General features: G+C 67.6%; 29 protein-coding genes. 13 read left to right on the forward strand and 16 right to left on the reverse strand.

The features are described from left to right. Positions 1-26: 26 nt before the first annotated feature. On the reverse strand, positions 27-1,310 hold the full coding sequence (locus tag NC7_RS02805) for an ABC transporter substrate-binding protein (protein ID WP_067978290.1): 1,284 nt from the start codon (positions 1,308-1,310) through the stop codon (positions 27-29). A 196-nt stretch (positions 1,311-1,506) separates the two neighbouring features. Here NC7_RS02805 and NC7_RS02810 point away from each other — a divergent pair, with 196 nt between their 5' ends. Further along, a complete protein-coding gene (locus tag NC7_RS02810) occupies positions 1,507-2,307 on the forward strand; it encodes a DUF2786 domain-containing protein (protein ID WP_067978575.1) in 801 nt (266 codons plus the stop codon). Further along, positions 2,304-2,831 (forward strand): TIGR04338 family metallohydrolase, encoded by a 528-nt coding sequence (locus NC7_RS02815; RefSeq protein WP_067978292.1) that lies wholly within the window; start codon positions 2,304-2,306, stop codon positions 2,829-2,831. Before NC7_RS02810 ends, NC7_RS02815 begins: the two co-directional genes overlap by 4 nt. A gap of 13 nt (positions 2,832-2,844) precedes the next feature. Here the strand turns inward: NC7_RS02815 and NC7_RS02820 are convergent, their stop codons facing one another. The 4 genes from NC7_RS02820 to NC7_RS02835 all read right to left on the reverse strand — a co-directional run bounded on the left by NC7_RS02820 (position 2,845) and on the right by NC7_RS02835 (position 5,283). Next, positions 2,845-3,099, reverse strand: a complete 255-nt coding sequence (locus NC7_RS02820) for a hypothetical protein (protein WP_067978293.1) — start codon at positions 3,097-3,099, stop codon at positions 2,845-2,847. Between the two features lie 122 nt (positions 3,100-3,221). Next, positions 3,222-3,644: an organic hydroperoxide resistance protein gene (locus NC7_RS02825; RefSeq protein WP_067978295.1), complete on the reverse strand. Its 423-nt coding sequence runs from the start codon at positions 3,642-3,644 to the stop codon at positions 3,222-3,224. Between the two features lie 8 nt (positions 3,645-3,652). Next, the gene (locus NC7_RS02830) at positions 3,653-4,084 is read right to left on the reverse strand and encodes a MarR family winged helix-turn-helix transcriptional regulator (RefSeq protein WP_067978297.1); all 432 of its coding nucleotides are present in this window, start codon (positions 4,082-4,084) and stop codon (positions 3,653-3,655) included. Between the two features lie 206 nt (positions 4,085-4,290). Then, positions 4,291-5,283, reverse strand: a complete 993-nt coding sequence (locus NC7_RS02835; protein WP_067978577.1) for an o-succinylbenzoate synthase — start codon at positions 5,281-5,283, stop codon at positions 4,291-4,293. 226 nt (positions 5,284-5,509) lie between these two features. On the opposite strand from NC7_RS02835, the gene NC7_RS02840 reads away from it, so the two are divergent. Beyond that, positions 5,510-6,043, forward strand: a complete 534-nt coding sequence (locus tag NC7_RS02840) for a winged helix-turn-helix transcriptional regulator (RefSeq protein ID WP_067978299.1) — start codon at positions 5,510-5,512, stop codon at positions 6,041-6,043. Positions 6,044-6,111: 68 nt separating this feature from the next. Here the strand turns inward: NC7_RS02840 and NC7_RS02845 are convergent, their stop codons facing one another. Then, the gene (locus NC7_RS02845; protein WP_067978300.1) at positions 6,112-7,194 is read right to left on the reverse strand and encodes an ABC transporter ATP-binding protein; all 1,083 of its coding nucleotides are present in this window, start codon (positions 7,192-7,194) and stop codon (positions 6,112-6,114) included. 116 nt (positions 7,195-7,310) lie between these two features. Between NC7_RS02845 and NC7_RS02850 the strand changes: the two genes are divergently transcribed. From NC7_RS02850 to NC7_RS02870, 5 genes are all read left to right on the forward strand, one after another. Continuing rightward, on the forward strand, positions 7,311-7,817 hold the full coding sequence (locus tag NC7_RS02850) for a hypothetical protein (RefSeq protein WP_159372836.1): 507 nt from the start codon (positions 7,311-7,313) through the stop codon (positions 7,815-7,817). 44 nt (positions 7,818-7,861) lie between these two features. Beyond that, positions 7,862-8,656: an LLM class F420-dependent oxidoreductase gene (locus tag NC7_RS02855; protein ID WP_067978304.1), complete on the forward strand. Its 795-nt coding sequence runs from the start codon at positions 7,862-7,864 to the stop codon at positions 8,654-8,656. A 79-nt stretch (positions 8,657-8,735) separates the two neighbouring features. After that, positions 8,736-10,532: an ABC transporter substrate-binding protein/permease gene (locus tag NC7_RS02860; protein WP_067978306.1), complete on the forward strand. Its 1,797-nt coding sequence runs from the start codon at positions 8,736-8,738 to the stop codon at positions 10,530-10,532. A 37-nt stretch (positions 10,533-10,569) separates the two neighbouring features. Beyond that, positions 10,570-11,295: an amino acid ABC transporter ATP-binding protein gene (locus tag NC7_RS02865; RefSeq protein WP_067978307.1), complete on the forward strand. Its 726-nt coding sequence runs from the start codon at positions 10,570-10,572 to the stop codon at positions 11,293-11,295. A gap of 84 nt (positions 11,296-11,379) precedes the next feature. Beyond that, positions 11,380-11,676: a hypothetical protein gene (locus NC7_RS02870; RefSeq protein ID WP_067978309.1), complete on the forward strand. Its 297-nt coding sequence runs from the start codon at positions 11,380-11,382 to the stop codon at positions 11,674-11,676. Positions 11,677-11,692: 16 nt separating this feature from the next. Here the strand turns inward: NC7_RS02870 and NC7_RS02875 are convergent, their stop codons facing one another. The 6 genes from NC7_RS02875 to NC7_RS29965 all read right to left on the reverse strand — a co-directional run bounded on the left by NC7_RS02875 (position 11,693) and on the right by NC7_RS29965 (position 17,795). Next, complete coding sequence (locus tag NC7_RS02875) at positions 11,693-11,992, reverse strand: helix-turn-helix domain-containing protein (RefSeq protein ID WP_236573161.1); 300 nt, start codon at positions 11,990-11,992, stop codon at positions 11,693-11,695. Further along, complete coding sequence (locus NC7_RS02880) at positions 11,989-12,333, reverse strand: type II toxin-antitoxin system RelE/ParE family toxin (protein ID WP_067978311.1); 345 nt, start codon at positions 12,331-12,333, stop codon at positions 11,989-11,991. The genes NC7_RS02875 and NC7_RS02880 overlap by 4 nt, the downstream gene beginning before the upstream one ends. 72 nt (positions 12,334-12,405) lie before the next feature. Next, on the reverse strand, positions 12,406-13,623 hold the full coding sequence (locus tag NC7_RS02885) for a CHAT domain-containing protein (protein WP_067978582.1): 1,218 nt from the start codon (positions 13,621-13,623) through the stop codon (positions 12,406-12,408). Positions 13,624-13,688: 65 nt separating this feature from the next. Beyond that, entirely contained in the window at positions 13,689-15,200 is a 1,512-nt protein-coding gene (locus NC7_RS29960; RefSeq protein ID WP_067978312.1) for a tetratricopeptide repeat protein, read from the reverse strand. Between the two features lie 37 nt (positions 15,201-15,237). Continuing rightward, positions 15,238-16,326, reverse strand: coding sequence for a hypothetical protein (locus tag NC7_RS02895; RefSeq protein WP_067978314.1), 1,089 nt, complete (start codon positions 16,324-16,326; stop codon positions 15,238-15,240). Next, positions 16,326-17,795, reverse strand: a complete 1,470-nt coding sequence (locus NC7_RS29965) for a hypothetical protein (protein ID WP_236573158.1) — start codon at positions 17,793-17,795, stop codon at positions 16,326-16,328. Before NC7_RS29965 ends, NC7_RS02895 begins: the two co-directional genes overlap by 1 nt. 127 nt (positions 17,796-17,922) lie before the next feature. On the opposite strand from NC7_RS29965, the gene NC7_RS02905 reads away from it, so the two are divergent. The 4 genes from NC7_RS02905 to NC7_RS02920 all read left to right on the forward strand — a co-directional run bounded on the left by NC7_RS02905 (position 17,923) and on the right by NC7_RS02920 (position 21,766). Further along, complete coding sequence (locus tag NC7_RS02905) at positions 17,923-18,435, forward strand: lipoprotein LpqH (RefSeq protein WP_067978318.1); 513 nt, start codon at positions 17,923-17,925, stop codon at positions 18,433-18,435. Positions 18,436-18,482: 47 nt separating this feature from the next. Beyond that, positions 18,483-19,283, forward strand: coding sequence for a hypothetical protein (locus NC7_RS02910; RefSeq protein WP_067978320.1), 801 nt, complete (start codon positions 18,483-18,485; stop codon positions 19,281-19,283). Positions 19,284-19,406: 123 nt separating this feature from the next. Further along, a complete protein-coding gene (locus NC7_RS02915) occupies positions 19,407-21,455 on the forward strand; it encodes a PhoX family protein (protein WP_067978322.1) in 2,049 nt (682 codons plus the stop codon). Positions 21,456-21,562: 107 nt separating this feature from the next. Further along, positions 21,563-21,766, forward strand: a complete 204-nt coding sequence (locus NC7_RS02920) for a hypothetical protein (RefSeq protein WP_067978323.1) — start codon at positions 21,563-21,565, stop codon at positions 21,764-21,766. A gap of 12 nt (positions 21,767-21,778) precedes the next feature. Here NC7_RS02920 and NC7_RS02925 read toward each other — a convergent pair whose 3' ends face one another. Genes NC7_RS02925 through NC7_RS02940 form a run of 4 tightly spaced genes read right to left on the reverse strand, consistent with a single transcriptional unit; the run spans position 21,779 to position 24,303 of the window. Beyond that, a complete protein-coding gene (locus NC7_RS02925) occupies positions 21,779-22,048 on the reverse strand; it encodes a type II toxin-antitoxin system RelE family toxin (RefSeq protein WP_307613591.1) in 270 nt (89 codons plus the stop codon). After that, a complete protein-coding gene (locus NC7_RS02930; RefSeq protein ID WP_236573156.1) occupies positions 22,045-22,329 on the reverse strand; it encodes a type II toxin-antitoxin system Phd/YefM family antitoxin in 285 nt (94 codons plus the stop codon). The genes NC7_RS02925 and NC7_RS02930 overlap by 4 nt, the downstream gene beginning before the upstream one ends. Before the next feature lie 36 nt (positions 22,330-22,365). Next, positions 22,366-23,706, reverse strand: coding sequence for a glucosylglycerate hydrolase (gene ggh, locus NC7_RS02935; protein ID WP_067978327.1), 1,341 nt, complete (start codon positions 23,704-23,706; stop codon positions 22,366-22,368). A gap of 54 nt (positions 23,707-23,760) precedes the next feature. Beyond that, positions 23,761-24,303 (reverse strand): DUF6069 family protein, encoded by a 543-nt coding sequence (locus NC7_RS02940; protein WP_067978329.1) that lies wholly within the window; start codon positions 24,301-24,303, stop codon positions 23,761-23,763. A gap of 84 nt (positions 24,304-24,387) precedes the next feature. On the opposite strand from NC7_RS02940, the gene NC7_RS02945 reads away from it, so the two are divergent. Then, positions 24,388-25,077, forward strand: a complete 690-nt coding sequence (locus NC7_RS02945) for an SDR family oxidoreductase (protein ID WP_067978331.1) — start codon at positions 24,388-24,390, stop codon at positions 25,075-25,077. Positions 25,078-25,126 lie beyond the last annotated feature (49 nt).

Genomic DNA, 25,126 nt, shown 5'->3' on the forward strand with positions numbered 1-25,126 from the left:
CGGTCTGGTCGGGTCCGCTGCCTGCGCTACGAACCGGAACCGGCAGTCTCGATGCCCTTTTGCATGCCCGCGACCGCATCGTCGACGGACTTGGTCTTGTTCAGGGCAGCATAGGCGTTGTCCTGGATGGCTTTCGACACCGCCGGGTAGAACGGGGTGACCGGACGGGGCACCGCGTTGGCGATGGATTCCTTCAGCGTGGGCAGGTACGGCATCTTGGCGTTGAGGGCCGGGTCGTCGTACACCGAGGAGCGCACCGGCGGCAGCGCGCCCGCGGCGATGATCTGCTGGGCCTCTTCGCTGATCAGGTAACGGATGAAGTCGGCCGCGGTGGCCTTGTTCTTGGAGAACGCGCTGATCGCGGCGTTGTAACCACCGAGGGTCGAGGCGCCGATACCGGTGCTGCCGGGCAGCGGGGCCACGCCGAACTTGTCCTTCACCACACTGCTGTCGGCGTTGGCCTGGCCGTACAGGTAGGGCCAGTTGCGCAGGAACAGCAGCTTGCCCGTCTCGAAGGCGCTGGCGCTCTCACCTTCCTTGAAGGTGATGGCTTCCTTGGGGATGTCGCCGCGGTCGTAGGCGTCGACGAGCATCTTCAGACCGGCCTTGGACTCCGGGCTGTTCACGGTTGGGGTCTTGCCGTCGGAACCGACGAAGCTGCCGCCGTAAGCGTTGATGACCTCGGCGGTGTTCACGGTCAGGCCCTCGTAGGGGGCGAGCTGACCGGCGTAGCAGCCGATGTTGTTGTCGCGGGCCACCTGGCACATGCCGAGCATCTCGGTCCAGGTGCGCGGCGGGTTGGGAACCAGGTCCTTGCGGTAGTACAGCAGGCCGCCGTTGGTGTTCTTCGGGGCCGCGTACAGCTTGCCGTTGTAGGTCGCGCTGGCCACGGTGGGCGCGAGCAGCGGCGCGGTGTCGATCGCGAAGTTGCCCTCGAGCGGCTGCACCCAGCCCTTCGCGGCGAACTCGGCGGTGTCCTTCACGTCAAGGGCGACGACGTCGTAGCCGTCCTGCTTGGCGCGGAAGTGCTCGGCGAGGTCGTCGTGCTGCTGGGTACCGTCGGCCGACTGCTCCTTGAACGTCACCTGCTCGTTCGGGTGCGCGGCGTTCCACCGGTCGATGAGCTGCTTGACCACACCGGTCTCGGTGGTGTCCTTGCCCTCGACGTAGGTGATCGGCCCGCGCCCGGTCAGGTTCTGGTCGAGCGCGTTGCCGCCGTTGTCACTCGAGCAGGCGCTGGTGAACGATGCGGTAAGCAACGCAATCGAGGCAGCAGCCATCGTCGCTCTGGGGACAAACTTCAAGGCCATCGCAGACACTCCAGGGTCGAGACAGTGAGCAGCAGCACAGTGCGTCGGTGCACCGGTCAACATACATGGTGCGGCTCGCTGCGTCCGATCGTCCTGCCACATCGGCTACTTTGCGGTCAGTTCGATGAGCGGCTCCGTCGGTGCGGTGTCCTAGGCTCGATCCGTGACCAGTCCCTCGCCGTCGGCACCCGACCGGATGCTCACCCGGATCGGTGGTCTGCTGCGCAAGGCCGAGGCCACCGACAACGAGCACGAGGCCGAGGCATTCCTCGCGGCGGCGCAACGGCTGGCGACGAAGTCGTCGATCGATCTGGCGGTGGCGCGCTCGCATGTGGCGCGCCGTGAGCGCAGGTCGACGCCGGTGCAGCGGATCATTCCGATCGGGGAGCCCGGCCGGAAGGGGTTGCGCACCTACGTGCAGTTGTTCGTCGCCATCGCCACGGCCAACGACGTGCGCTGCGATGTCGCCCGGACCTCGACCCAGGTGTACGCGTACGGCTTCGAGGCGGATATCGATGCGTGCGAGGCGTTGTACGCGAGTGTGCTGGTGCAGATGGTGCGGGCCTCGGATCACTACATCAAATCGGGGGCCTACCGCGAGGGCACGGTGGTCAAGGTGGTCACCGAGAAGCGATTCGGTCGGACGGCGCGCCGCGAGGTGCGGGCTCCGGTCGCCGGGGTGACGGCGCGGTTGAATTTCCAGATGGCGTTCGCGGCGCGGATCGGCGCGCGGCTGGCCGAGGTGAAGGCCGAGGTGGTCGCCGAGGAGTCGGCGGTCGAGTCGACCGGAACCGCACTCGCCCTGCGCGACAAGGAACTCGCCCTCACCGATTTCTACACCGCAACCTCGGAAGCCCGCGGCACCTGGCGGGGACCGCAGACCTCCACCGGCCACTCGGCCGCGGCCAGGCGAGCGGGCGACCGGGCGGGTCGCGATGCCCGTCTCGGCCCCTCGACCGAACTACCCGCCGCCCGAGGCAAGCTCACAGGACGATGAACCGCTCTGATCCGGCGCCGCGGCGCGACACGCAACGGGCGCGGGTCTACGACGCCGAGCAATTGGTGCGCGGTGCCTTCGACCGCGCGGAGGAATTCGGGCATCGCACTGTCGATATCTATGGTTCGCAGGTGACCTTGCCGGTCGAGCGACGATTCGCTTCGGTGGAATCGGTGCAGAGTTATGTCGACAAGGTCCTTGCGCTGAATTGGGTGCGGGCGCAATGGGATCGGTCCGCGATATCGGTGCGGGTGCGCATCCGGGCAGGAACGGGCGCGGCACATTACGAACGGTCCGATGCCGTACTCGCTGTTCCACTCCACACCGGCGCCACGGCGTGGGCACTGCGCGAACTGGTCGTTCTCCACGAACTCGCCCACCACCTGGCGCCGTCCCCCGACGAAGCCCCCCACGGCCCCGAATTCTGTACTCGCTACGCGGAATTGACCGACGGCGTGATCGGCCCCGAAGCGGCTCTGCTGATCCGCGCGACATTCGCCGGTTGCGGAGTCCGCTTCGGGTGAAACCCGAAGTCGGTCACCGGTTCCCGTTGCTGCCCGGGCCGCTGCCTCGTCCGCCTGCCCCCTGACCGCCACCCGCACCGGGAGACGTGCAGGACTTGCTATCGGTACAGGGCGAACTGCTCGACGAGCCGCCCTTGCCGCCACCGCCGAGCGACCCGGCGGCCTCGACGAAACTCGTCTGCGCGGTATCGCTCGGCGCGGCAGCGGCGGCGCCGACCCCCATCACGCTGAACGCGGCGATCATCACGGCGGCGATCGTGGTCTTCATTGTTTCCCCTTTGTTCTCGATGACATGTTCATCGTGCTGCGAGGGAACTAATGAATTCTGAAGAGCCGCTTGTATACAATGAATGAAGGCCCCGGTGTGGGGCCCTCATTCGTTATCGCTGATCAGTCCTCGGCGACCTGGACGTCGACATCGATGTTGCCGCGGGTCGCGTTGGAGTACGGGCACACCTGGTGTGCCTGGTCGGCCAACTGCTGGGCTTCCTCGCGGGTGAGGTGGGGGAGGGTGACCTCGAGGGTGACGGCGAGTTGGAATCCGCCCTTGTCGTTCGGGCCGATCGACACCTGCGCGCCCACCGCGGAGTCGGCGACATTGGCGCCCGCCTTCTTGCCGACCAGGCGCAGCGCGGAATGGAAGCAGGCGGCGTAACCGGCCGCGAACAGCTGCTCGGGGTTGGTGCCCGCGCCGTCGCCGCCCATCTCCTTCGGCGGGGCGAGCACCACGTCGAGCTTGCCGTCGGTGGTGCGGGCGGAGCCGGTGCGGCCTTCGCCGGTGGCCAGGGCGTCGGCGGTGTAGAGAACCTGCATGGGGAGTCTCATTTCTCGGTGAGGGAGTCGGTCAATTTGCGGAGCAGGGTGCGCAGGGCGACGGCTTCGTCGCCGGTCAGGCCCGCCGCCTGCGCCATTTCGGTGGGAATGGCACAGGCGGCGGCACGGACGGCCCGCCCGTGCTCGGTGAGCATGATGTCGACGCGGCGTTCGTCGTCGGCAGCCCGACGCCGCTGGACGAAACCGGTCGCCTCCAGACGTTTGAGCAGGGGTGACAAGGTGCCGGAGTCGAGTTCGAGCGCCGTGCCGAGTTCGCCGACGCTGCGGCCGTCGCGTTCCCACAGCGCCAGCATCACCAGGTACTGCGGGTAGGTGAGGCCGAGTTGTTCCAGCTTCGGACGGTAGGCCGCCGTCATCGCTCGCGACGCCGCGTAGAGCGGGAAGCACAGCTGCTCGTCGAGGGTGAGTCCGTCGGTCATGAGGATAACGATAGCGCACAATTAAGTTGTGCACAACTAAATTGTCGAAGGCGACCCACGCGCAAATCGGTCGATCCCATGAGGACGGCTAGCTCTCCGCGAGGGCGGTGGTCGGGTTGCTGCGCCGGAATGTGTCGATGATCGCGAGCCCCGGTCGCGCGGCACGGGCGCCGAATCGTCGTCCCGTGGCCTCCGCACGCCGACGCCTACAGGCCACCGCGAGGGCTCTCTCGGGTGTCTCCGAGCAGCGCGCTCACTCGCTCGTACCGTCGCAGCCACCACCGCACTCGCTCGGCGTCCGGATGCCGGTACCGATCCATCGCCGCAGGGTCGGGCTCAGGCGCACTGGTCGGCACCGTCAACCACCCGTCCACCGGTCGCAGCGAATCGGCAACCAGGTCGCCTTCGAACAGTGCGAGAGTTCCGAGCCCGCAGGCGAATTCGAGATCAGGCAGCGTTCCGGCCAGCGCGATCTGAGCCGCCAGCCCGACACTGGTCTCCAGCGCCGACGACACGACGGCGGGCAACCCCGCCGCCTCGGCCACCGACAACGCCCGACGCACCCCACCCAGAGGTGTGCACTTCAGCACCGCCACATCCGCCGCACCGGCCACCGCGACGCGCAGCGGATCCTCCGCCCGCCGAATCGACTCGTCCGCCGCGATCGGCACCGACACCCGAGCCCGTACCTCCGCGAGCTCTTCGATACTCCGGCACGGTTGCTCGACGTACTGCAAACCCCCTGCCGCTGAATCTATTTCCCGAATGTGCCGCACGGCGGTCTCCACATCCCACACCGCATTGGCATCGACTCGGACGGAGCCGGAATCCCCGAGCGCCGCCCGCACGGCCGCTACTCGTGCCACATCCTCGGCCAGCGAATCGGGATGGTCGGCTACCTTCACCTTCGCTGTGCCGCAACCTGATTCACGAACAATGCGGGCCGCTCGCTCGGGTTCGACCGCAGGCACGATGCAGTTCACGGCAATGCGTTCCCGCACCGGCACGGGCCACCCGACCGTCGCCTGTTCGACAGCGGTCGCCAACCATCCCGCCGCTTCCCGATCGTCGTATTCGGGAAACGCGCAGAACTCCCCCCACCCGTTCTCCCCGCGAATCAGCATCCCCTCGCGCACGGTGATCCCCCGAAACCGCGTACGCAGCGGAATCGCATAAACGAAGGTCTCGAAGTCCACGATCCCGATCGTAGGGGGTTCACCCACCTCCCCGTCCCGCCGAAGACGACCCCAGACACCGCCGCTGTGTCTCACAACCTTTCGATGATGGTGGCGTTGGCGAGCCCACCGGCCTCGCACATCGTCTGCAAGCCGTAACGCGCGCCGTGCTGGTGCGGGTCGACGGGATGGACGTCGTGGAGAGCGCCGTCGGTTTGCTAGCTATGACTCGCTCAAGTCAGAGGAGGGTATGATGTCGGTCATGGCAGCCGTGATGGAAGGACCCCTGGCCGATCTGAGCAGGTGGGAGACCGAGGGCTGTTCGATCGCCAGGGCCATGGACCTCATCGGCACCCGCTCGGCGGTCCTCATCCTGCGCGAGGCCTACTACGGCACCACCCGCTTCGACGGCTTCGCGCGCCGCGTCGGCATCACCGACGCGGCCGCAGCGAGCCAGCTCCGCAAACTCACCGAGGCCGGGATTCTGGAAAAACGCCCTTACCAGGAGGAAGGCAAGCGCACCCGGCACGAGTACGTGCTCACCGAGATGGGCAGAGATCTGCTCCCGGCGGTCGTGGCCCTCTGGCAATGGGGCGACACCTACCTCCAGCCGGGCCCCGCGCCGCTGCTGCGCGTCGACACCGAAACCGGCGAACCGGTGCGGGCCCAGCTCACCACCCCCACCGGCACCCCGGTCGAACTCGAACAGCTCGGCGTTCGCGTCAACCCGGACTACCTCCGGGCCCGCAAGAAAACCCGCCCGGCGAACGACACCGAAGCCTGATGACGGAGGCCGCCCGCGTCAGCTGATGCGGGCGGCCTCCGCCGTGAGATGCGCTGGTACGCGGGGGTTCAGCGCAGCCGCCGACCGTTCTCCGCGCTGAAGAAGTACAAGTTGGCCGGGTCGGTCGACAGCGACAGCCGCTCACCCTTGGCCGGTGGGTTGCGCCAATCGACCCTTGCCACCAGGGTTTCCCCGGACGCGCCGCTGGCCTCGGTGGACAGTGCCCGACCGTAGACATAGGCGTCGGAACCCAGTTCCTCCACCACGTCCACCTCCATCTGCATGCCGTTGCCGCCGACCTCGAGATGTTCGGGACGGATACCGAGCACCACCGAACCCTCACCCGCGTCGACCACCGCGCGCGGCACCGGCACGGGGTAACCGCCGATGGTGACGGTGCCGTCGGCGACCGGCAGCGTGAACAGATTCATCGCGGGCGAACCCATGAACCCGGCGACGAACACATTCGCCGGATCGCGGTACAGGTCACGCGGCGACGCGCACTGTTGCAGCAGACCGTCCTTGAGTACGGTGACGCGGTCGCCCATGGTCATGGCCTCGACCTGGTCGTGGGTGACGTACACCGTCGTCGTGCCGAGGCGCCGCTGCAACTGGGCGATCTGGGTGCGGGTCTGCACGCGCAGCTTGGCGTCGAGGTTCGACAGCGGCTCGTCCATCAGGAACACCTGCGGCTGGCGCACGATCGCGCGGCCCATCGCCACGCGCTGGCGCTGGCCGCCCGAGAGCGCCTTGGGCTTGCGGTCCAGGTACTCGGTGAGGTCGAGCAGTTGAGCTGCCGCGCGCACCCTTTCGTCGCGTTCGGCCTTGGACACCTTGGCCAGCTTCAGCGCGAAACCCATGTTCTCGGCGACCGACATGTGCGGGTACAGCGCGTAGTTCTGGAACACCATCGCGATGTCGCGATCCTTGGGTTCGGCGTGGGTCACGTCGTTGTCGCCGATCAGGATGCGTCCGCCGTTCACCTCTTCGAGGCCCGCGAGCATGCGCAGCGAGGTCGACTTGCCACAGCCGGAGGGGCCGACGAGGACGAGGAATTCGCCGTCGGCGATTTCGAGGTCGAGGGCGTCGACGGCGGGTTTGCCCGCGCCGGGGTAGAGCCGGGTGGCGCCTTCGAAAGTCACGGTAGCCATGCGTAGATCATTCTTCCCATCCCGGCAGGAACGTGCCGGACGATCCGAGTACGGGTGCTTCGGTACGAGCGCCATCACACTAACCGCTGCCGTCACCGCGGGCGAGGCGCAGGCTCGTGCGATCCTCGATCATGCGAAAAGCCAGGATGTGGGCGGCCGCGACGGCGGCATCTCCGATCGTGTTCCCGCTGTTGGTGAGCGTGGCGGCGGCCGTTGTCGCCATGGTCGCCGGGCCGGGCGCCGACGTCGCCTGGTACCTGGTGTTCACGCTGATACTCGGCATGGCCACGTTCGTCCCCGGTCTCTGCGCGACCCTCCTCGGCTTGGCATTGTTGCCGCGCCGCAGCGGAATCGTCGTCACCGTCGTCGGGCTGCTGCTGGTGATGGGGGCGTCCGGGTTGATGGCGGTCGGCATCTTCGACGACGCGCTGAGCAGCCTCGACGGCAGTCCGCGGCTGATCCCGAAGTTGTCGGTCCAGGGGGCGATCGCGGCCTCGCTGCCCTACGCCGCCGTCGTGATCGTCGGCCTCTACGCCATTTTCGTCGCTGTCGCGGCCGCCCGTGCCACGGGCTCACAGCCACTCGTGTCGCGGACAAGTGCGACCTTCCCGGCCGCCGAGTAGCCTCGATCGCGGAGCCGATCCCGATCCCTCGAGGAGCCAACGGTATGAGTCGTCCAGTTCGTATCGGAGTCCAGCTTCAACCCCAGCACGCACCGGATTCCGGGCTGATTCGGGACGCGGTGTCGCGGGCCGAGGAGGCGGGGGTGGACATCGTCTTCAACTGGGACCACTTCTTCCCGCTCACCGGCGACCCCGACGGCGCGCATTTCGAGTGCTGGACCATGCTCGGCGCCTGGGCCGAGCAGACCGAGCGAGTCGAGCTGGGTGCGCTCGTCACCGGCGGTGGCTACCGCAACCCCGATCTGCTCGCCGACATGGCACGCACGGTCGACCGGATCAGCGGCGGACGGTTGATCCTCGGCATCGGCGCGGGCTGGTTCCAGCGTGACTACACCGAATACGGGTACGAATTCGGTACGGCGGGCACCAGGCTGAACCTGTTGAAGGACAACATGGCCCGGCTCACCGCCCGCCTGCGCGTGCTGAACCCGGCGCCGGTGCGCGATATCCCGATCCTCATCGGCGGTGGCGGCGAGCGCAAAACGCTGCGGTTGGTCGCCGAGTACGCCGACATCTGGCACTCCTTCGTCGATGTGGACACCCTCGCGCACAAGAACAAGGTGCTGGCCGAGCATGCCGCCGCCGTCGGCACCGACGAGGCCCGAATCGAGCGCTCGGTGCAGTGGCGGGGCAGGGAGCAGGCCGAACAGTTGCGCGCGGCGGGCGTGAGCCTGTTCACCATCGGCACCTCCGGCCCCGACTACGACCTCACCGAGGTCCGTCGCGCGATCGAATGGCGCGACGAAGTGAACCCGGAATTACTCGAAGGCCTCGCATAAAACCTGTGGCCTGCCCGGATGCGCCACACGTGGCGCGGGTGGCGAGTGGTGGCCCGAACGGGCATTAGGGTCTATCGGCATGGCAGGTGTGCGTGCTGTGCGAACCCGGGCGCGGATAGCCGCGCTGTTGCTCCTCGTCGGCGTCGCCGCCACCGGATGCGGCGGCTCCGGCGGCGAGACGTCGACGGGTGACCTGTGCTCACCACCCGGCCAGAGCGCGGCGGCCGCGGCGCCGACCAACCTCGCCGCCTCCGAGACGGCGGGCACCGACCGCTATACGACCCCGACCACAGTGCCGCTCGAGTCGATCGACACCAGCAAGCTCGGCCTGCTCAGCCCGGGCAAGCTCAGCGTCGGCACCCTGTCGGACGCCCCGCCGAGCATCTGTGTGAACGGCCAGGGCACCTTCACCGGTTTCGACAACGAACTGCTGCGCGAGATCGGCGCGAAACTCGGCCTGCAGGTGGAGTTCTCGGGCACCGAGTTCGCCGGGCTGTTGGCCCAGGTGGCGGGCAAACGCTTCGATGTCGGTTCGTCCAACATCACCACCACCGATGCCAGGCGTGAACTCGTCGCCTTCACCAACGGCTACGACTTCGGCTATTTCTCGCTGGTCGTACCGCAGGGTTCGGCGATCAAGGGCTTCGGTGACCTGAACTCCGGTTCGCGGATCGCCGTGGTGCAGGGCACCGTGCAGGACGAGTTCGTGGTGAACCAGCTGCGCCTGGACCCGGTGAAATTCCCCGACTACAACACCGCCTACGCGAACCTGAAGTCCGGCCAGGTCGACGCCTGGGTCGCCCCGTCGGCCCAAGCCGAGGGCGCGATCAAGCCCGGCGACGGAATCGTGGTCTCGGAGAACACCTTCAGCCTCGACAACTTCGTCGGCTATGCGGTGGCCAAGAACAATCAGCCGCTCGTCGACGCGCTCAACGCGGGCCTGGACGCGGTGATCGCCGACGGCACCTACGCGCGCCTGTACGCCGACTGGGTGCCGCGCGAGCTGCCGCCCGGTTGGAAGCCCGGCTCCAAATCCGCACCGGCGCCGGAGCTTCCGGATTTCGCCGCCATCGCCGCGAGCAAAGAACCCGGTGAAGCCGAAGTAGCGCAACAGAAGTCGACCATTCAGCAGCTGAAGGACACCTTCTTCGACTGGTCGCTCTATACCAAGGCGTTCCCCGATCTCATCAAGACCGGTTTGCCGAACACCTTGATCCTGGCCGTGGTTTCCGGTGTTCTCGGCACCGTGCTCGGCATGCTGCTCGCGGTGATGGGCATCTCGCGCACCCGCTGGTTGCGCTGGCCCGCCCGCGTGTACACCGATATCTTCCGCGGTCTGCCCGCTGTGGTCATCATCCTGCTGATCGGCCTCGGCATCGGCCCGGTGGTCCGCAATATCACCGGCGGCAACCCGTACTGGCTCGGCGCGGTGGCCCTGGCGCTGCTGGCGGCGGCCTACATCGGCGAGATCTTCCGGTCCGGCATCCAGTCGGTGGAGGCGGGGCAGCTCGAAGCGGCCCGCGCGATCGGATTCGGATACCGCCAGGCGATGACGCTCGTCGTGATCCCGCAGGGCGTGCGCCGGGTGCTGCCCGCGCTGATGAACCAGTTCATCGCCCTCATCAAGGATTCCTCGCTCATCTACTTCCTCGGTCTGCTCGCCTCCCAGCGTGAACTGTTCGCCGTCGGCCGCGACCTCAACGCCCAGACCGGCAACCTGTCGCCGCTGGTCGCGGCGGGCCTGATGTACCTGGTGCTGACCATTCCGCTCACCCACCTGGTGAACTACATCGACCGCCGGATGCGTACCGGAAAGCCGGTACCCCCGGTCGACCCGCTCGAACAGGCCGTCGTCACGGAAGGCCGGGGCGCGTGACCGCAACGACCGCCCGCGCATGCGAAGGAGTTACCCGATGAGTGCTTCCCTGACCGGTACCGGCCTGCATCTGACGCTGGGCAACAACCACATCCTGCGCGGCGTCGACATCCACGTCGACGCGGGCCGCACCACCACCGTCATCGGGCCGTCCGGCTCCGGCAAGTCGACCCTGCTGCGCGTGCTCAACCGCCTGCACGAGCCTGATTCCGGCGACATCCTGCTCGACGGTGAATCGGTGCTGCGGACCAATCCCGACCGGCTGCGTCAGCGCATCGGCATGGTGTTCCAGCAGTTCAACCTCTTCCCGCACAAGACGGTCGCCGACAACATCGCGCTCGGACCGCGCAAACTGCGCGGACTCTCGGCCGAGCAGGCGCGAGCGCTCGCGGTGGAGCAGCTCGAGATCGTCGGCCTGGCCGCCAAGGCGGATGCCCGGCCCGGTTCGCTCTCGGGTGGTCAGCAGCAGCGCGTCGCCATCGCCCGCGCGCTCGCGATGAAACCGGAGCTGATGTTCTTCGACGAGGCCACCTCGGCGCTCGATCCCGAACTGGTGAAGGGCGTGCTCGCGCTCATGGCCGACCTCGCCGCGGGCGGCATGTCGATGATCGTGGTGACCCACGAGATGGGCTTCGCGCGCAGCGTCTCCGACAGCGTGGTGTTCATGGATCAGGGGCAGGTCGTGGAGACCGGGGCGCCCGGCGAACTGTTCGACGACGCCAAGACCGAACGGCTGCGCCGCTTCCTCGATCAGGTCCTCTGACCAGGACGAAGGGGTCGCAGCAACGCATGCGCAACTGCTAATGTCGGAAGAGTTGCAAGCTCGATTCGACTCGGAGGAGAGCAGATGACCACCGCGCACGCCGAACATCCGCAGCACACCCACGTCCACGGCCCCACCTGCGGCCACGTCGCCGTCCCGCACCAGGACCACGTCGACTACGTCCACGACGGACACTTACATCGCGAACACGAGGGCCACTTCGACGAGTGCGAACCCGCATCCCACGTCGCCTGCGCCAACCACGACCACGTCCACGGCCCCGGCTGCGGCCACGTCGCCGTCCCCCACCAGGACCACGTCGACTACATCCACGACGGCCACCGCCACGCCCCCCACGACGGCCACTACGACGACCACTGACCGGTCGGTCGCGGGCCTAGCCCGTGGCCTCGAATTCCACGCGTAGGTGCAGTTCGAGGGCAGCAGCAAGGCGTTCGAGCAGTGGGATCGTCGGCATGGTCCCACCCGCTTCGAAACGGGCGATGGCAGGTTGTCGAAGTCCTGCTCGCGCGGCCAATTCGGCCTGTGTGATTCCGAGCGATTCACGTCGGTCACGCACTGCGGCACCGAGTTCGAACCGCAGGCGAGTTGCGTCATAGCTCGCGCCCGCACCCGGGCGCCCCAGGACTTCCGCCCGCTTGTCTGTCCAGCTTTTTCGTTCGACCACGACGTTCATACCTCCTCGACGGTGTGTTGCTCATCGATACACCGTTGCATCGCCCGTAGCGCGCGACGTACTTCAGCGTGCTCACGCATGCGTTGTTTGCGGAACACGGTCAACAAGATGATTCGCCGTCCCGGCGCGATCCAGTAGGTGACACGCACGGCTTGTCGACTGAGATAGAACCGCAGCTCACGTAGCTTTCCTTGAAGCTGACGGGTATACGGCTCGCCGAGCAGTGCGCCGTGCTCAGCGAGTAGGTCAACGTAGAACACCGCGGTTTCCTGGTCGTCCTGAACAAGCGAATCGAACCACTCGTCAACTTCGGGCTCGAGTTCGACCTCTCCCCAATTCATAACATGAATGTTATATTGCGACAACCCCCGCTGATCACGAATCTGCGGCGATTGCGGAATTCGGACCGACGTTCAATCGGTGACGGTGGCGAAAGCGGACCACAGGAGTGGGGAGTTTTCTGGGGTGGGGGTGGTTTTCCAGGCTGTGAGGCGGGTTTGTTGCCAGTCCAGGAGGGACTTGACGGCGTCGGCGGATTCGTGGGCTGTGTCCACGGCGCGGATGGCGGCTTGGAGGGGGTGGTCGGTGGTGGCGGTGATGGTGTGGAAGGCGTGGTCGGTGGGGAGGGGCCAGCGGGTGGCGGTGACTAGTTCGGCGCCTGCCGACAGGGCGGCGGTCGTCAGGCCGAGGGCTTCGGTGAAGCGCAGGTCGCCGCCGCTTTCGCAGGCGATGAGTGCCACGCGGCTCGGCATCGGCCACAGGTCCCGGCCGGGGAGCGGTGCGGGGTCGAGGGTGTGAGTGCCGAGTAGGAGGTCCTTGGCCGAGAGCGGTCGGTGTGAGCGAGTCGGCGCGGCGAAGCCACGGGTTTCGGCGGTGCACGCCAGGTGCATTCGGGCATGCTCGCTTTCCCCGGACTCCGGGGCGGGCGCGGTGACGTGGCCGACGTAGATCAACCGGCTGGCGCCCGCACGGAGCGTGCGCGACAGCCAGCCACGGTCCAGGTCGGTGCGGCGGAACAGCTCCAACGGTTCGCTCACCGCCGGTACCACGCGGTCGCTGTATGCGCTGAAGTGTTGTGTCACCACGGAATCCGCGCTCGGTCGGCCCAGTACGGACCCGAGTTCGGAGTCCGCTCGGAAACCGGGCACGCGCGGATCGAGCACCGCGACCACGGGCAGGTCACGCGTTTCGTGCCAGCGGCGCACGATGCGATCCGGCGCTCGAACCACCGACACCGGTGCCAGCAGGCTCACATCGGCGATGTCGAGCAGGCGGATCGCCGGATCGGGCGCGATGATCTCCCACGGAACCTGCGCGAGCCGGGGTGACGGCTGAATTCGCAGATGTGGTCGGATGCCGCGCTGCGACAGTTCGTACAGCTGCACCGCCAGCCCATACGGCAGCAACGCGCGTGACAATGCTTGTGCCAAAAGGTTTTCCGCCGCCGCGTCGACCAGTGCGCCCTCGGTCATGACTCGACGCAACTCGTCCGGACGGCCGGGGTCGGGCACCGCGTCGGCCAACCGCCGCAGCACCGCACGCACATCGTCGCGCGGCAGCATCGCCACTCCCCGCGCCGAGGTGTCGTCGACCCAGCGCCAGGACACGTAGACGTCACCCGCGTCGGCCATCCGGATCAGGGCGGTCGGTTGTTCGACGCGCACGTCGCCACTCGCCGCGGTCGGGGGTGGGGCGATCACAGGACGATCACCCGGTCGTCGCGGATCAGTCGTCCGTACCGCTGTTCGGCGTGAATGATGTAGTCGGACAAAATAATTCGTCCCCCGTCGGACAATCGTGGTGGCGGGTTGACGCGGATCCCCGCTGCGGCGGCGACATCGGCGAGGGCGGTGCCGAGCTGTAGCGCGGGGCCCGACTCGTCGGCGACCGGAGGATCGAGTAGCTCGAATTCGAGGGTGGCCACGCGTGGTTGGGTCACCGAGTCGACATCGAGAGATGTTCCGGCGCATCGGCTGTCGACCAGATCGGTGACCAATTGCCCGTCCCCGGTGCGCGCCGCGCATTGAAAGGCCAGGCGCATGGCGGGTTCGGCGACCGTGCGGTGCCAGTGTTCGCGCTGGTTGCCGTTGGGCAGCGTGTGGCGGACCGCGTCGATGGCCAGTGCGGCGGGCACCGCGAGGGCGAGCGCGCGCGACAGCATCGCCGGGTCGGGATGCGGGTCGGCCTCGATGGTCCGGTGCAGGAGTTCGGCGTGCCAGTAGTCCAGCTGTGCGCAGTGCATTCCGAGACCGTGCCCGGCGTAGACCTCGTACGACATCGCGAGCAAGTCCTCCGCGAGCCCGAGGTCGTGCTCGGCGGCGGCGACGGTGGCCAGACGCAGCCGCACATCGGCCGCGTCGAGCACCGCGCCTGCCTTGTCGAAGCAGTCGAGTGCCTGCTGGTAGCGGGTTCGGGCGGTGTCCGAGGCACCGCGACTCTCGGCCAGGTAGCCGTAGGTCTTCGCCCCGATACCGACGCGATGCGCCAGCTCGGCGTCCTCGAAGAACCGCTGACTTGCCCGAAGCGGCCCCTCGGCATCGTCGTATCGGCCCGACCGCACCAACATGATGGCGAGGTTCTGCTGGGTTTCGGCCACGGCGGCGGTGTCGCCCGCCGCCTCGAACGCGGCCAGCGCCTGGCTCGCGAAGTCGACGGCCAGCGCACGCCGTCCGATCTCGAACGAGGCGGCCGCCAGGTTCATCAACGGATGACCGGCCAGTTCGGGCGCCAACCGCCGGGTCACCTCGAGCGACTCGGCGGCGAGTTCACCGGCCCGTGCCCACTGCTGGCGGTGCAGTGCGACAGCCGTCAGCGAGAGCAGGCAGGCCACCGGCAACAAGCCCTGCTCGGTGCCGTCGGCGAGCAGCAACCGGGCCTCTTCCAGCGTTTCCTGCGCCGAGTCCAGCTCGCCCAGGTGCTGGTAGGCCTGCGACAGATTCACCAGCGCCGCCGGTCGCTGATGCGCGGCGTCGGGTGGCATCACGGCCAGTGCGGTCCGCATCAGACTCACCGACCGTCTGTGCTCACCCAGTTCGTCGGCCATGCTGGCGGCATTGATCAGCGCCGCGCTGCGCAGCCTCGGCGGCGCGTCCTCGGCGGCGCGCTCGAAGGTTTCCAGCGCACCGAGCACGTCACCTCGCTGGTAGGCGGCGTAGCCCGCGGCGAGCTGGTCGTCGTCGCCGTCCGACGTTCTACCGGTTGCTGCCACTGTCACGGCTCCTTGTGGTCCCGGATGCTTGCGCGCATCAGAAGTCGTCGTCGGAGTCGGCGGCTGCGGATTCAGCGGCCAGCAGGTGGTCGCCCGCCTGACCGGTGAGTCGGCCGCGGGCGAAGTCGCGGATGTGTGCACGCAGGGCGGACTCGTCCGGGTATGGGATCGAGGGGCCGACTCCGGGAACGAAAATCGAAAGGGCGGTGAAGGTTTCGGAGCTCCCGGGCAGCTGTACCTCCGTCGACCAGTTGTCCATCCGTAGCTGCAGCTCGGCTGTGACGGCGGTTCGGTTGTCCACCTCGAGCCGGACATGTGGGCGAAGGTGCTCGGGAACGTGCCGTGGACAGTTCGGCGCGGCGACCACCGTGACCCGCGCCGTCGAAACACCCGAGGTCCGGGTGACCGTCCAGGACAGCGCGTCGGCCCCCGTGTCGAGAAGGCCAGGTGGACAACGCCGCCAGTCCCAGTCACCGCTACCGTGTGCGACGATCAGCCCGTCACCGGGCCGTTCCCCGCCTGCGGCGAGGGCGTAATCCTCTGCACGAGCGGAGGAGTCACCCCGGAATTGATCCGGCCGACGGCTCGTTGCGGAACCTGAGTCGGCCTGGTCTGCGCCAGGGTCTGAACCGGCCTGTCGAGCAGACGGATCTCCCTGGCCGAGGTCGACAGGCGCGAGTCCGACCAGCTCCGAATCCGCGAGCACCATCTCGCATATCGCGGTGAGTTGCCGGATCTCCTCGTCCAACAGGGACGTGTCGAGCGCAGGTATGCCGTCGACCATCGAGGCAGGCCACCAGCGAGAAGCCCAGTGCGCATAGGCGAGTCGCCGCAGAGAAGCAACCAGATCGGGCCGCGCAGGTTCGGCAGCGTGCTCCCCGTCCACACCGTCGGCCACCGCGAGCGCGGCACTCTCCCCGTAGACCGCCCACAGCCAGTCCAGCGCGCCCTCTGGATCATCGAGCACAGCCGCGGGTAGTCGGCGGTCGTCGAGAATGCTCCAACTGAGGTGTCCACCGACAACTTCGAGGACCATCGCATCCAACGGAGCAAGAGCATCGGTGACCAGCGGACCATCACCGGGGACCACGGTCAGCACACCATCCGCGCGATCGAGCCGAATCATCAACTGGCCCTCGCTTCCTCGATATCGACCGTGCCGACCGTGAGCGCCTGCTTCACCCGAGCCCGATGATCGAGCATCACCGATCGCGCGACCCCGTCGAGCAGATCCCACAGCTCGACGGGGTCGAACACCGCCAGCTCCCGAACGTCACGCCCGTGCAACCGAACCCACAGCCTGCGCAGGTAGGGCTGCCACGGTGTCCGCAGTTCAGCGGCGACCGCAGCCAGCGGTCCACCCACCGCCGCACCGAGGTGCACCGAGTAGCGCCGCGCTTGCAGGACATACGCTTCCCGCCGCCATCGCGCGTTCACCACCGCGTGTGCCCGCGAACCGAAGCCGGGCTCAGCCGAACCCGCGACGTCCGCTCGCTGCCCGCTCGAGTCCCGATGCGCGGCTCCGGCGGGTACTCGCGCTTCTGGCCCATCCTGCCCCGGTACCGCGGACCATTCCCCACGAGCGCCGGACAGATCTGTCGCGACCAGGTCCGCCGCCACAGATACCGCCCCCAACGGTGAAAGGCCGAGGGCCAGTTCAGAACCCGCCGCCGCTGTCACACGAAGCGACTCGTCGAGCAACCCCCACGGCGAACAGCTCCGGGCCACCTCGGTGCTCACCAACGTCGGCAGGTCGGGCAGATCGGTCCGGTCGATGCTGCCCTGCAGAACGGTGAAGACACGTTCGTAGATGGTCCGGTCGAACGGGAGCGCGAGCGTGGCGGTCGACGCGGTGGCGCCAACGGCGGGGCTTGGTGGGCACTCGTGCACGGTCAGGCCGAGGTCATCGGCCCCGTGCACGGGATGCGCGCGCCACAGCGCGATACCCCGGTGGGTGCCCACTCTGTTTTCGATCAGCTCGTCGAGCAGTGGACCGGCGTCGGCGGGGTCGCCTTCGCGGGCCAGTGTGCTCGCGTCGAGTAGTTCGGTCAGCGCGGCGGCGAGTTCGCGCGCACCGAAGTTCGCCAGTGGGCGTCCGCGCCAGGCGGACTCGATGAGCGAGGTCAGCTCGGCGAGTCGATCGGGATCGGTCACCAGATTCTTCAGCGCTGTGGTGGTGCGACCGCCCGTCCCCTCGTGGACCTCGCGCAGCACCGCGACGGCGCGCTCGCGGGCATCCGCCCCCGGTTCACCGTGCAGCGTCGCCAGCTCGAAGCACCGCTGGAAGTACAGATCCTGCGCGTTCCCCTCGGTGATCCGCAAGGCGCGGCGCGCCTGCTTGAGCACGGTGAACCAGCTCGCGCACGCCCGTAGCGCGTCGGAACGGGCCAGCACCAGCGCGGTCAGCAAGGTGACGCCGTCGGCGTCGAGGACGCTGCCCGCGCACAACGGATGCTGCACCGGCCGGATGACCAGCGGATCGAGGATCAGTTTCACGGTGCGGCGCAGGGGCGCGCCCTGTGGGCCGCTCAGGGCGTCGACACCGTCGAGCCCGCGCCACACCTCGTCGAGCACCATGGCGCGGGGTCTTCGCATTCGACCAGGGTAACCGCAGGTCAGCCGAGTGTCCGAGGGAAAAGTTGGGATCGGTAGGCGGCGAACGATTTCTACCTTTCTCGCAACGGGTTCACCGACCCGCTCACACCGAGAGAACGGAAACACCATGAACACGAAGCTGATCGCCACCCTCGCCGCCGCCTCCGCCGCGACCGCCCTGTTCGTCACCGGCTGCGGCGACACCGGGAGCGCCACCAGCACCCCGTCGAGCACCGCCGCCCCCGCCCCGGCCGCAGGCAAGTCCACCGCCAGCGTCGACGGCAAGGAACTGACCGCCAAGTTCGACACCACCTGCGCCAAGCAGGCCGGAACCCTGGCGCTGGCGCTCACCGACATGGCCAACGGCACCTACGGCAACCTGTCGGTGAGCGCCACGCTCGAGGGCGAAACGGTGCAGGCCGTGGCCATCGCGGGCAGCCAGGGCGGGTCCAACGGCATGCCGTACGCCGTCGGCTACGGCAACGGCCAGCCGGGCGGCTCGGCCACCCTCGCCAAGGACGGCAACACCTACCGCATCACCGGCGAGGGCGTCGGCGCCCCCGACCTGACCAACCCGCTGGCGGGCCCGTCGACGGTGAAGTTCGACATCACCTTCGCCTGCTCGACCATCGTCGGCTGACCCGACCACCCGAACGCGATCCGGTCGCATCCATTCCGAGGAGAATCATGAAATCCAAGCTGCGTGCGGCCGCGGTCGCCTTCGGTGTCCTGTCCATCGGCTACTACCTGTACTACGGCCTCACCTACACCCCCGACGAATTCACCGGCAGCATGCTCGGCTGGGTCGGCCCGCAGATGGCGTTGCCCATCATCGCGCTGACCATCGTCCCGATGGTCTTCGCCTTCACCGGCGACGGCATCTTCGAGGCCTTCACCGGCCACAACAGCTCGCCCTTCCGGGACGGCGAGATCGGGATCGGCACCATCACCGCGTTCCGGCAGACCGGGGTGCTGCTGAACGACCAACCGCAGGTCAGGATCGAATTCCGGGTCGAAGGCGCCGACGGTAAGACCTTCGACTCGCACGCGAAGATGATCGTGCCGCTCACCGAACTCGCACTGCTGCGGCCCGGTGTGGTGCTGCCGGTGCGGTACCTGCCCGGCCGCACCGACAAGGTGGAGGTCGACCGTTCCGGCGACGCGGCCGCCGCCCAGCGCGCCATGAACGAGTCGCTCATCCGCAAGGGCATCACCACCCGCGACAAGCTCGACATCGCCGAGCGTGGCGTCGCCGCCCAGGCAGTGGTCCGCGGTCTCGATGTGCCCGGTCGCATCCGTGGCGGCTACACCGAGGTGGTGCTCGGACTGGTGGTCACCCGGCCCGACGGCAGCACCTTCCAGACGACCGCGGAGAAGTACCTGCCGCCGACGGCGATCGGATCGGTGCAGGTGGGACGCATCATCGGCGTCCACTACCTGCCGAGCAACGAACAGGAGGTGGTGATCTCACTGCCCATCAACGCCTGACCCACTCCCGACTCGGCGCGTGCTGCCCACGCGCCGAGTTTTGGTCGTGCGTTCACCTTCACGTTCCCGACGGCTCGCCTGCGCTGCCTACCGTGCCGGAAACCGCACTAATCAGGAGTAACCGTGAGTCTGAAACCGCTCGCCCTTTTCGTCACCCACGACGGTCAGTCGTCACGCTCGGCCATCACCTGCGAATACAAGTGCGGCAACGCCTGCTTCCACGAGGTCCCCAACACCTCCGACGGCGAGTACTTCGGCGATATCGTCGCCCGGCTGAACCGTCGAGGACTCATCAAGGGCGGTGCCGCCGCGGTGCTCGCCGTCGGCGCGGCGAGCATGCTTGCCGCCTGTGGCGACGACAGCTCCGAGACCGGTTCGGCCGGTTCGCCCGGCACCGGCACCGGCTTCACCCCGGTCGCCCCCAACAAGGAAGACGCCGTCGTCGTGCCCGAGGGCTACGAGCAGTCGGTGCTGATCCGCTGGGGTGACGCGGTGATCGAGGGCGCGCCCGCCTTCGATTTCGAGAAGCAGACTCCGGCCGCCGCCGCACAGCAGTTCGGCTACAACTGCGACTTCGCCGGTCTGCTGCCCATCGAGGGTGAGGCCGACAAGTACGTGCTCGTCGTGAGCCACGAGTACAGCACCGAGCCGATGATGTTCCGCGGCTACAACAAGGACGCCCCGACCCGCGAACAGTTCGAAATCGCGCTCGCCTCACACGGTTTGAGCGTTGTCGAGGTGCACGGGCAGGCCGGATCGGGTCAGCTGAAGCCGGTGTTCGGCAAGTACAACCGTCGTATCACCGCGACCACCGAGTTCGAGGTGCGTGGTCCGGCCGCCGGTAGTGCGCTGCTGAAGACCAAGGCCGATCCGACCGGCACCAAGGTACTCGGCACCCTGAACAACTGTTCCGGCGGTGTAACCCCTTGGGGCACGGTGCTTTCCGGTGAAGAGAACTTCAACCAGTACTTCGGCAACGCCGAGAAGGTGACCGACGCCGATGTCGTCAAGAAGCTCGAGCGCTACGGCATCGAGGGCGGTGCGTCCGAGCGCCGCTGGGAGACCTTCGACCCGCGTTTCGATCTCACCCAGGAACTCAACGAGGTGAACCGCTTCGGTTACGTCGTGGAGGTGAACCCGTGGGACGCGTCCTCGGCGCCGGTGAAGCACACCGCGCTCGGCCGCTTCAAGCACGAGGCCGCCACCATCCACGTCACCGCCGACGGCAGCGTCGTCGCCTACAGCGGTGACGACGAGCGCTTCGACTACATGTACAAGTTCGTCTCCGCCAAGAAGGTGCAGCCGGGCGTCGGCGCGTCGAGCATGCGCCACAACATGACCATCCTCGACGAGGGCACCCTCTACGTCGCCAAGCTCACCGGCGACCACGCCGCCGAGATCGACGGCTCCGGCAAGGTCCCCACCGGCGGTTTCACCGGCAAGGGCGAGTGGATCCGCCTGCTGGAGACCGGTGCCGACGGCAAGGGCAAGTCGTTCGTCGACGGCATGTCGGCCGAAGAGGTCGCCGTGTTCACCCGCCTGGCCGGTGACAAGGTCGGCGCGACCAAGATGGACCGCCCCGAGGACTTCGAGACCAACCCGAAGACCGGCAAGGTGTACGTGGCCCTGACCAACAACACCAAGCGCGGTGAGGACGGCAAGCCGGGCCCCGACGAGGCCAACCCGCGCAAGCTGAACAAGAACGGCCAGGTCCTCGAGCTCACCGACAACCACACCGGCACCGAGTTCACCTGGACGTTGCTGCTGGTCTGCGGTGACCCCGCCGCCGCCGACACCTACTTCAGCGGCTTCGACAAGTCCAAGGTCAGCCCCATCTCCTGCCCCGACAACCTGGCCTTCGATCCGTACGGCAACCTGTGGATCTCCACCGACGGCAATGCCCTGAAGTCCAACGACGGCCTGTTCGCCGTGATCCTCGACGGCCCCAACCGCGGTGAGACCAAGCAGTTCCTCACCGTGCCGCGCGGCGGCGAGACCTGTGGCCCGATCATCACCGAGAAGCAGGTCATCGTGTCCGTCCAGCACCCCGGCGAGTCCGACGACGCCACGGTCGACAAGCCCCTGTCGAACTGGCCCGACGGCGGCACCACCCAACCCCGCCCCTCGGTCGCGGTGGTCTGGAAGAAGAACGGCGGTCGCATCGGCGTCTGACCCACGCCGACACCCGATCTGCTGACGAAGCCGCTACCCGACTGGGCGGGTAGCGGCTTTGTCATGTCATCGGCGAGGGCGTTGGGCAGACCCGAAATACTTGCGGTATGTCTGAGGTGACGACGATCGAGGTTCCCAAGGCGGTCTGTGACAAGTTGCGGGCGTTCGCGGTTGCTCGCGGGCTCACGGCAGCACAGGCGATCGACGTGTTGATCGATGCGGCGGACGCCCGGCCGAAACCAACGATCGGGGGATATCGCAGTAACGATCCCTTGTCCGCTGAGGAGATCGATAAGGAACTCGGCGTTTGACGGCGGTTCACGTCATGTTCGGTAGATGTCGCGCCGATGGTTCACGTCGACAACCGTGACAACCTTGCGTTTGTCGTCGACGCGGTAGATCACACGGTACGTGCCGCGGCGCGCGGAGAACCGATCGTCCAAGGGTGCCTGAAGCCGCTTGCCGACCCGATATGGGTTGTCGAGCAGGGGGCCGGTCAGGAACTCGAAGACGGCTGCGGCCACCGTCTCGGGCAGCCGTTCGGTCAGCATCCGCCGGACCGTCGGCGTCGTCTCGAGCGTGTATTCGCTCACGCGCTGCGATGTGACATCGCGCGTCGCACCGCCATCGCCTCGGCCAGCTCGTCGGCGGTCACGATCTCGCCGCGCGCCAGCTCCGCGTCGGAGGCAATCAAGCGCCCGACCGTTTCCGGGTCGGACAGAATCTCGATCGTTTCCTCCATCGACGCGAGGTCTTCGACGGCCATCAACACTGCTGCGGGCTCGCCGTGCACAGTGATCGTCACCCGTTCGTGCTGGCCGCGAACCCGAGCGACCAGCTCTGAGAGCGTTGCCTTCGCTTCAGCCAGCTTCATAGTCACAAGTATGACCATAATCCGCGTCGATGCAAGCTAGCCCAGCCAGTCGAGGACGGAGGCGGCCGTCCAGGACTGTTGCATGCTGCCGAGCGGGGCGCCGGTGAAGGGTTCGTAGTACTCGGCGAAGGAGCCGTCGGCGGCTTGGCGGAGGCCTTCGGCGCGCAGGAGGTAGGCGCGTTCGGCCCAGCCTCGGCGGGCGAAGGCCCAGGAGAACAGCCAGCTCATGACCGGCCAGACGGGGCCGCGCCAGTATTCGCGGGGGCGGAAGTCCTTCGCGACGGGGGACGTCGAGGGTGGCAGGGCGTAGCGCAGGTCGGGGTGACCGCAGAAGCGGGGGCCCTCGAAGATGTTGAGCAGGGCGCGTTCTGCCGGGCGGGGGAGGCCGCCCGAGATCAGCGGCGCGAACATCGCCAGTGTCTCGGTGCTGATCCAGCGGCCCAAGCGCACATCGTAATCCCGTGCGGCACCGGTTCGTTCGTCGGCGGTGGCTACCACACCCTTGCGGAAACGTGCGGCCCAGCCGTGTAGTTCGCGCACATCCGAATGCGGCTGCTTGTACTCCTCGCCGATATCGGCGAGCACCTCGCAGGCCAGTGCGAAGATCGCCGAGACGAACACGTCCTCCACGGCGAAACTCATCACCGAGGTGAGCTGGAAGTCGTCGTAGTTGGCGCGGCGCATCTGTTCGACCAACCACAGGTACCGGTCGTACTCGCGATCGCTCGGGCGCTGCGTCGGATCGGAGATGATCGCCGTATCCGCGCGACGGTAGGGCGGAAGATCAAGGCCGGGAACGACATTGGCGTAGGCGCGGTCCCAGCGCGGCGAGTTGTCCATGCCGGACTCCCACCCGTGGTACAGCGTGATCCGCCCGTTCTCCTTGGGGTCGCGTGCATGGGCCAGCCACCGATGCCAGCGCACCAGATCCGGCCAGCGCCGATTCAGGAACTCCTGCGCCACCGCCCGCGTCGAACGCCCGTGCCTGCGCGAATGGTCGAGAATGCGCTGCACGGCGATGGCATGCACCGGCGGCTGGGTGATACCGGAGGTGTCGGGCCCCTCGGGCGCGTTGGCGGCCAGTTTGCGACATTCCCAGCGTGCGGGCCCCGGGAAATACCCGTCGACACCGTTGGCGAACACGATGTGCGGGATCATCCCGTTCTTCCACTGCGCCGACAGCAGCGTGTCGAGCTCGACGACCGCCCGTTCCACGCTCAACGGCGCGAGCCCGACCGCGACGAACGCCGCGTCCCAGCTCCACATGTGCGGATACAGGCGCGGCGCGGCACTGGTCATGGTGCCCAGGTCGTTGCCGCGCAGGAGGTAGGCGGCGCGTGCCGCGAGCTGCGTCGGCGTGAAACCCGGGTCGGTCATCTCCCTATTCTGCGGCGGAGCAGCACCGACGGCATCTCGACATGACTGTGACGATCAGTACCCGGTGTCGCGGGTGGCATTCTGCGACGCTGTACCGACCGAGCTGAGCATGGTGGTGATGCACAACCCGAGCACCAGGTTGATCACCGCGGTCGCGATCTTGGCCTCGATATCGGCGACGAAGGTGAACGGCAGGATCACCGCCACGGCCGTGAGCAGCAGGCAGATCCAGGTGAAGAACGTCATCGGGCTCGGCATCGCCAGCAGCAGCACCATCAGCAGCGCGGTGGCCAGCAGGGCGGCACCGGCGGCGGCGACGGCATACGAGGTGGTCGAGACGGTGCCGTAGGCGCCCGCGCCCTCCGGGGAGAGGATCGCGATACCGAGCACACCGCGCACGAGCATGATCGCGACGACCGCCAGCAGCGCGGCCACCACGGCCGTCCCGATGCCACCCGCCCACAGCTTGCCCACATTGACCTTGGGCTCCTGCGGTTCACCCGGCTGCGGGGCGTACTGGCCCTGGCCGTAGTGCGGCTGGCCCTGCTGCGGATACTGCGGGTCCGAGGGTCCGTAGTTGTACCGGGGATCGGTCATAGTGCGACGGTACTAGTGCGCGCCGACATCCGCCCGAGGAACGCCCAGGTGTCGGTCCGTCCGCACCGGTTTAGCGTGGGACACATGACGGTGACAAGTACTCCAGCCCCGAACGCCCTCATCACCGGCGCGAGCCGCGGCCTGGGCGCCGCCATCGCCCGTGAGCTCGCGCCGACCTACGAGTTGCTGCTCGGCGCCCGCTCCGCCGACGCGCTCACCCCGATCCTGACCGAACTGCCGGACGCGACCGGCTGGCCGGTGCCGCTCACCGACTATCCGGCTGTCGCCGAAGCCGCCGCGCACATCGAGCGGCTCGACGTGCTCGTGCACAACGCGGGTATCGCCGACCTCGGCACCGTCGCCGAATCCTCGCTCGACCAGTGGCGCAACACCCTCGAGGTGAATCTGATCGCCGTCGCCGAACTCACCAGGCTGCTGCTTCCCGCGCTGCGCGCCGCGAACGGGCATGTGGTGCTGATCAATTCGGGCGCGGGGCTGCGGGCCAATGCGGGGTGGGGTTCGTACGCGGCGAGCAAGTTCGGGTTGCGGGCCTTCGCGGACGCATTGCGCCTGGAGGAGCCGCAGTTGCGCGTCACTTCGGTATTCCCCGGTCGCATCGATACCGATATGCAGCAGGCGATCGTGGCCGAGGAGGGGCGGGAGTATCGGCCGGAGGAGTTCCTGACCGCTGAAACGGTGGCACGGGCGGTGCGAAATGCCGTCGACACACCGCGCGACGCCCACCCGACCGAAATTGTGCTCCGTCCTCGGTGATATTGGCGCCAGCCCTGTGGTTCGCTGTGCCACAGTGGCGCCGCAGCTC

This window comes from Nocardia caishijiensis NBRC 108228, from assembly GCF_001612825.1.
Lineage (GTDB): Bacteria > Actinomycetota > Actinomycetes > Mycobacteriales > Mycobacteriaceae > Nocardia > Nocardia caishijiensis.